The following is a 6843-nucleotide window of genomic DNA, read 5'->3' on the forward strand; positions in this document are numbered from 1 at the left end:
ACCGAATGTGGTGCCGCCACTCTAAAAGCCTAAGGTATCCGGGGTGCTTGGGGGTGCCTACCCACCCTAATGCACCCACGGGTGTTAGTACGTCGGCAGGCTCGGGTCGACCTCGCGGGCCCACGCCAGCACGCCGCCACCCACGTGCACCGCGTCCTTGAACCCCGCCTTGTGCAGGGCCGCGAGGGCCTCCGCCGACCGGGCACCGGACTTGCAGTGCAGCACCAGCGGCTTGTCCTGCGGCAGCTCGCTGAACGCCTCACCCGAGAGGATCTTGTCCTTCGGGATCAGCACCGAGCCCGGGATCTTCACGATCTCGTACTCGTGCGGCTCGCGGACGTCCACCAGCAGGAAGTCCTCACCGGACTCCTGCTTGTGCTTGAGCTCGAGCGGGGTGATCGTGTTGCCCGCGGCGGCCTGCTGCGCGTCCGTGGACACGACACCGCAGAACGCCTCGTAGTCGATCAGCTCGGTGATCTTCGGCGACTCCGGGTCCTTGCGGATCTTGATGGTCCGGTACGACATCTCGAGCGCGTCGTAGACCATCAGGCGGCCCAGCAGCGGGTCGCCGATGCCCGTGAGCAGCTTGATCGCCTCGGTGACCATGATCGAGCCGATCGACGCGCACAGCACGCCCAGCACGCCGCCCTCGGCGCACGAGGGGACCATGCCGGGAGGCGGCGGCTCCGGGTAGAGGTCGCGGTAGTTGAGGCCCTGGCCGTCCGGGGCGTCCTCCCAGAAGACGCTGACCTGGCCCTCGAACCGGAAGATCGAGCCCCAGACGTACGGCTTGCCCAGCAGCACCGCGGCGTCGTTCACCAGGTACCGGGTGGCGAAGTTGTCCGTGCCGTCGAGGATCAGGTCGTAGTCGCGGAAGATCTCCAGCGCGTTCTCGGAGTTGAGGTGCGTCTGGTGCAGGACCACCTTGACGAACGGGTTGATCTCGGCGACCGAGTCGCGCGCGGACTCGGCCTTGGGACGGCCGACGTCGGACTGGCCGTGGATGACCTGGCGCTGCAGGTTCGACTCGTCCACGACGTCGAAGTCCACAACGCCGAGCGTGCCGACCCCGGCCGCGGCCAGGTACAGCAGTGCCGGGCTGCCCAGGCCGCCCGCGCCGACGACGAGCACCTTCGCGTTCTTCAGCCGCTTCTGCCCGTCCACCCCGACGTCCGGGATGATCAGGTGCCGGCTGTAGCGCGCGACTTCTTCCTTGGTCAGCTCCGCGGCTGGCTCAACGAGCGGCGGAAGCGCCATGCTGGTCCTCCTCGACGAATGTCTCCGTGTCCGAGACAACGTCTACCCTGCCTCGACTCTTCCCGGTTGGAAAGCCGTCTCAGCCTGCGGGAAACGCGTTCGGCCTGCACACCTTGCCGTCGGCGGGCACGACGTCCTGGCCCGCGTTGAGCTGGGAGACGAAGTCGTTCGAGACGCCGAAGGTCTGCTGCATCATCACCGGCGCCGGCGCGTCGTTCTCCGCGCAGGCCGCGTGCCCGCTGCCCAGGGCGTGGCCGACCTCGTGGTTGATCACGTAGGTCCGGTAGCCCGCCAGGTCGCTGCCGTAGACCATGGCGCCGCGCACCCAGCGGGCGACGTTGATGATCACGCGCTTCTGCTGGGAGTTGAAGCAGGAGGTCTCGAACGGGATCTCCTTGCCGCAGAGCGTGTGCGTCGTCTTCGTGGTGCTCAGCGACACGACGAAGTCCGGGTTCTGGTTCGCCTCGACCCGCTGCAGCGCGACCTGCTTGGTGCCGATCCAGCTGCGCGGGTCGGACAGGATGCCCTCGACCGTGCGGCCGAACGCCGCCGCGTCGTCGTTGTAGTCGGCGGGCTTCACGCCGTCCTCGACGGCGATCGCGTACTTGCGGAACTTCGGCGCGTTGGCCTCGCCGACGCGCGCGCTCGCACCGGCGATGACCTTGAACGTGCCGACGCCGTCCTCGGAGAACTGCGGACCGGCCGGCAGCTCCGCGGTGGGCACGTTGAGCTGCGGCTTCTTGCCGGGCACCTCGGACGCGGGCGGTTCGGGGGTGCCCTTGGCCGGGGTCTCGGCGGCATTGGTGCTGTTCTGGTCGCCGGGCGTGGGCGACTTGGGCTGCACCGTGTCGAGCACCACGAGCGCGGTGAGCACGAGGAGCACCGGGATCGCGTAGATCCGCCACCCGTAGTGGGCGATCAGCTTCTTCACGCCGCGGCGCTTGCGGGGCCGCCGCAGCGCCGCGGTGCCCTCGGGTTCCCAGGCGGCCGCGAGCGGTTCCGCGCTGGTCCGGCGCTCGCCGCGGCGGTAGCGGTCGGCGGGCGGGCCAGGTCGTCCTCGCTCGGGGGCGCGATTCACGCCCACCAGGGTCCCACATCCCCCGGATGGCCGTCGTTCGTCACCATGCGTGCCCGTCCACGGCCTCCCACATGCCCAGCACCGCCCTGGCGACGGTCGCGGGCCGTTCCATCTGGGCGACGTGGCCGGTGTTCGGGAGCACCAGCAGCCGTCCCCTCGGCAGCAACCTGGCGGTCCGGGGGCCCTTCTGCACGCTGACGAGCCGGTCCTTGTCGCCCCAGAGCACCAGCGTGGGCGCCTTGACCAGCGGGAGGATGCGCCACAACGACCTCGGGCCGGGCGTGAGCCAGTTGCTCATCAGGCCGACCGTGCTGCGGTTGAGCGCGGTGCCCGCCCACTTCTGCCGGGCGCGCTCCTCGTTCTCCCTGATCGACTCCTCGATGCGGTTGTCCGGCACCAGGCTCGGGTCGGCGAAGCACAGCTGGAGCATCTGCCGGGTGCGGTCGTGGGCGGTGAGCTTCGCGAGCTCGCGGCGGACCTTCGCCCCGACCACCGGGAGCACCGCGAGGGCCATCCGCGGGTCGGACATGCGGTCGAGGCGCGGCCGGAGGTCGGGCACCGCCGGGCTGACGAGCGTGAGCGTCTTCACCAGGTCCGGCCTGGTCGCCGCGGTGATGACGGAGATCGCGCCGCCCATCGAGTTGCCGAACAGGTGCACGGGCTCGCCCAGCGTCTCCAGGTAGCCGATGACCGTGCGCGCGTGCGTGGCCAGGCTGAAGTCGTAGCCGGGGACCGGTTCGGACCGCCCGAACCCGGGCAGGTCGAGCGAGTGGCCGCGGACGTGGCCACGCAGCTGGGCGGCGAGGTCGGTCCAGTTCGTCGCGGAACCGCCGAGCCCGTGCACGTAGACGGCGGCGGGCCCGTCGCCCGGCGTGACCCTGACGTGGACCTGGTGGCCGTCGACCTGGCGGAACTCGCCGGGCCACGGCGTCTGCGACGTGTCCAGGGGCGGGAGTTCGGCCTGGGACAACGGGGCGGGAATCAGCGTGCTCACCGGACCAGGATGCGGGAAAGAACGCCGAGATGGTTCCCGGATGTGGGCTACCAGCGAGTAAGGTTGCCTCCGAGCCCCGGTCAGGCAACCCCTCACCGACGGCCTGATGACTCGTGCTGGAGGCACCATGACGGAGACGGCGCAGAGCGCACCCGCAGGCAGGGGCGTTCGACTGCCGCGCACCGCACGCCGCGCCCAGCTGCTGGCGGCGGCGCAGGACGTGTTCGTGGCCAACGGCTACCACGCCGCGGCGATGGACGAGATCGCGGAACGCGCGGGTGTGTCCAAGCCGGTGCTGTACCAGCACTTCCCCGGCAAGCTCGAGCTCTACATGGCGCTGCTCGAGTCCCATGTGGACGAACTGGTGAGCCGCGTGCGCACCGCCATCGGCTCGACGTCGGACAACAAGCTCCGCGTCCGCGCCGCCGTGGCCGCGTTCTACGACTTCGTGGACGGCGAGGGCCAGGCGTTCCGGATGGTCTTCGAGTCCGACCTGCGCTCCGAGCCCGCCGTGCAGCAGGCCGTCGAGCGCGCCACCACCGACTCGGTGGACGCGATCACCGACACCATCACCGCGGACGCCGGGCTGGACCCCGAACGGGCCCGGCTGCTGGCCGTCGGCCTGGTCGGCCTCTCGCAGGTCACCGCGCGGTCGTGGCTCGCCGACAACCGCCGCGTGGCGAAGGAGGACGCGGTCGCGTTGATCTCGAACCTCGCGTGGCGCGGCATCGGCGGCGGTTTCCCGCTCCAGCACTGACGGCGGTGGAGGGCCCCACCGCGGCGGGGCCCTCCGTCACATCAACGCCGCTATCCGCCGGGCGACGTCCTCGGAGCGTTCCAGCGGCAGCATGTGCCCGGCCTTCGGGTAGATCACGAACTCGGCCGACGGCAACGCCTCCGCGAGCACCCGTGCGTGCCGCATCGGTGTGAGCACGTCCCACGACCCGGCCATCACCACGGTCGGGACGTCCGACAGCACCGCGAGAGCTTCCCTGCGCTGGTGCAGCGTCAGTTCCTCGCGGATCCCGGCGAACGCGGCACCGGTGGTATTGCCCGCCATCGCCGCGGCCGCCCGCACGTCGGCCCACCGCGGCCGGTGCCCGAACGTCACCCGCAGCCCCGGCGCGAGCACCCGCCCGAAGCCGACCTCGGGCCGCCCGCCCAGCCAGCGCCCGGCGAGCTTCTCCACGGCGCTCTGCGCGGGCAGGTCGCCGCAGGAGGTGGCGATCAAAGCCACGCCCGAGACGCGGTCGAAGAGCTCGGGCCGCTGCTCGGCCAGCGCCATGATCGTCATGCCGCCGAGCGAGTGCCCGGCCAGCACGACCCGTCCCGCGGGAACGCACTCGCCGAGCACCGCGGCCAGGTCGTCGGCGAGCTCGGCGATCGTCCCCGTGCCGGCGGCGGACCGGCCGTGGCCGCGCACGTCGTACCGGACCACGCGTCCCGGCAACGCCGCGGCCACCCGGTCCCACGTCGTGAGGTCCATGGTCCAGCCGTGCAGCAGCACGGCGGTCACGTCCGAGCCGGCCTCCCCGGACGTGACGACGTTCAGCCGGCCAAGAACGAGCGGCGCCACGAGCGCATCCCCGGCTTCCCGACGAGTCCGGCCTCGTCCAGGAACGACATGATCCGCTCCCCGGACCAGCGGATCGTCTCCTGGAACCTCGGGTTCGCGAGCGCCTGCCGGTGCGCCTCGCGCACGTCGAGGCCGACGGCCGCGTACACCCGCGGGTTGATGATCGCGCGGGTGATCATCATCGACACGTACCCGACGAGCCACTTCTGGTACGGCTTCTCGTAGCCCTTCAGCTCCGCCATGCCGCGCTGCAGCTCCTCGCGCGCGAACCGGACGTGGCGGGCCTCCTCCAGCACGTGGATGCGGTTGACCATCCGCACGATCGGCTGGACGGTCTCGTCGTTCATCGCCTCGCGCTGCAGGCGGTCGAGGATCTCCTCGGCGACCAGGATCGACCCGTACATCGCGGGGCCGTAGCCGATGACCGGCAGCAGCTTGCCCATCCGGTGCGTGTGCCTGGTCGGCCCGTACGCCGGGCAGCCGACGCGTTCGACCAGGCGCGCGAACATCGTCGAGTGCCGGCACTCGTCGGCGACCTCGGTCAGCGCGTACTGGGCGTGCCGCGTGGTCGGGTCGGTGTTGTAGACGACCTTCACGAGCATCTGCATGAGCAGCAGCTCGAACCACAGGCCGACCGACGCGATGGACGCCAGCTCGTGCTTGGACAGCTCGATGCGCTGCTCGCGCGTCAGCGTGTCGTAGAGCGGCGTCCCGTAGAGCGAGATGCGCTGCTCAGGGATGTAGAAGAGGTCGTCGGCCAGAGGTGCGGACCAGTCGATGTCCACCTCGGGGTCGTAGAACTTCTCGGCGGAGGACTTGAGCAGCCTCTCCGCGGTCTTCTCCCGATCGGCGACCCTCATCGGTTGCCCTCCCCGGTAAGTGTTACTTGAGGTAACGGTTACTTCTGGTAGCGTGCGTCACATGGCACGCACTGTCAAGGGGCCGGACGCGCGACGTGAGCGGTGGAAGGGTCATCGCGAGCAGCGCAGGGCGGAGTTCGTGGAGGCCACGATCGCCGCCGTGGCCAGGAAGGGCCCCGACGTCGGCATGGAGGACGTGGCCGCACAGGCGGGCGTCAGCAAGCCCGTGCTCTACCGGCACTTCACCGACAAGTCCGACCTGTACCTGGCGGTCGGTCAGAAGGCCACCGAACTGCTGATGGACCGGATGGGTCCGGCGCTGCTCGCCGAGGGCCCGATCCGCGGCCGCATCCAGGGGATCGTCGACGCCTACCTGTCGGTCATCGAGGAGAACCCGAACCTCTACCGGTTCGTGGTGAAGGGGTCGTTCGTCGACCGGCCGGTCGAGAAGGACCTCGTGGCCGAGGACAAGAACCTCATCGCCACCACGCTGGCGCGCATCCTCGGCGAGTACATGCGCTCCTACGACATGGACTCCGGCGGCGCCGAGCCGTGGGCGCACGCGCTCGTCGGCATGGTGCAGAACGCGGGCGACTGGTGGCTCGACCGCCAGACCATGTCCCGCGCGAACCTCAGCGACTACCTCGCCACGATCATCTGGCACGCCATCGACGGGCTGCTGCGCTCGGCCGGCGTCCAGGCAGACCCGGAAATGCCCCTCACCCCGCTGCGATTGGTGGACTGATGAGCGAGCACGAGCACGACGAAGAGGGCTACACGGGTCCGGCGGTCCTCGTCTTCGACGCAGCCGGGACGGCGGCCGAGGTGGCGGTCGAGGTGGAGCTGCGGGGCCACTTCCAGCCGATCGACGGCCGCTTCCACTGGTACGGCCGCGTGAAGAAGAACGACGAGGTCACGACCCGTGTCGAGGGCGGCGCGCGCAAGGCTCTGCTGCGCACCCCGACCGGGGAGGCGGAGGGCGCGCTGACCGACCAGGACCCGTGGGGCCGTTACCGGGTCGGCGGCACCTCGACGCCGCCGTACAGGATCGAGGAACCCGTCGAGCGCTGAACGCGGG

8 protein-coding genes are annotated in these 6843 nt (G+C 70.4%); 3 read left to right on the plus strand and 5 right to left on the minus strand.

Features of this window, described 5'->3' with window-relative positions:
- Positions 1 to 84 precede the first annotated feature (84 nt).
- The 3 genes from moeZ to ACFWGZ_RS38055 all read right to left on the minus strand — a co-directional run bounded on the left by moeZ (position 85) and on the right by ACFWGZ_RS38055 (position 3329).
- Positions 85 to 1257 (minus strand): adenylyltransferase/sulfurtransferase MoeZ, encoded by a 1173-nt coding sequence (gene moeZ / locus ACFWGZ_RS38045; protein WP_382456447.1) that lies wholly within the window; start codon positions 1255 to 1257, stop codon positions 85 to 87.
- A 79-nt stretch (positions 1258 to 1336) separates the two neighbouring features.
- On the minus strand, positions 1337 to 2335 hold the full coding sequence (locus ACFWGZ_RS38050; RefSeq protein WP_382456448.1) for a DUF3152 domain-containing protein: 999 nt from the start codon (positions 2333 to 2335) through the stop codon (positions 1337 to 1339).
- Between the two features lie 40 nt (positions 2336 to 2375).
- Positions 2376 to 3329, minus strand: coding sequence for an alpha/beta fold hydrolase (locus ACFWGZ_RS38055; RefSeq protein ID WP_382456449.1), 954 nt, complete (start codon positions 3327 to 3329; stop codon positions 2376 to 2378).
- Between the two features lie 127 nt (positions 3330 to 3456).
- On the opposite strand from ACFWGZ_RS38055, the gene ACFWGZ_RS38060 reads away from it, so the two are divergent.
- Complete coding sequence (locus ACFWGZ_RS38060; RefSeq protein WP_382418813.1) at positions 3457 to 4086, plus strand: TetR/AcrR family transcriptional regulator; 630 nt, start codon at positions 3457 to 3459, stop codon at positions 4084 to 4086.
- 36 nt (positions 4087 to 4122) lie between these two features.
- On the opposite strand, the gene ACFWGZ_RS38065 is transcribed toward ACFWGZ_RS38060, so the two are convergent.
- Both ACFWGZ_RS38065 and ACFWGZ_RS38070 read right to left on the minus strand, forming a co-directional pair.
- Positions 4123 to 4905 carry an alpha/beta fold hydrolase gene (locus ACFWGZ_RS38065; RefSeq protein WP_382456450.1) on the minus strand — a complete coding sequence of 261 codons (783 nt, stop codon included), beginning with the start codon at positions 4903 to 4905 and terminating at the stop codon, positions 4123 to 4125.
- A complete protein-coding gene (locus ACFWGZ_RS38070; RefSeq protein WP_382456451.1) occupies positions 4878 to 5765 on the minus strand; it encodes a diiron oxygenase in 888 nt (295 codons plus the stop codon). The genes ACFWGZ_RS38065 and ACFWGZ_RS38070 overlap by 28 nt, the downstream gene beginning before the upstream one ends.
- Before the next feature lie 61 nt (positions 5766 to 5826).
- On the opposite strand from ACFWGZ_RS38070, the gene ACFWGZ_RS38075 reads away from it, so the two are divergent.
- Complete coding sequence (locus ACFWGZ_RS38075; RefSeq protein WP_382456452.1) at positions 5827 to 6510, plus strand: TetR/AcrR family transcriptional regulator; 684 nt, start codon at positions 5827 to 5829, stop codon at positions 6508 to 6510.
- Entirely contained in the window at positions 6510 to 6836 is a 327-nt protein-coding gene (locus tag ACFWGZ_RS38080; protein WP_382456453.1) for a DUF4873 domain-containing protein, read from the plus strand. The genes ACFWGZ_RS38075 and ACFWGZ_RS38080 overlap by 1 nt, the downstream gene beginning before the upstream one ends.
- Positions 6837 to 6843: the final 7 nt, after the last annotated feature.

This window comes from Lentzea sp. NPDC060358 (assembly GCF_042725365.1).
In the GTDB taxonomy this organism is placed as follows: Bacteria; Actinomycetota; Actinomycetes; order Mycobacteriales; family Pseudonocardiaceae; genus Lentzea.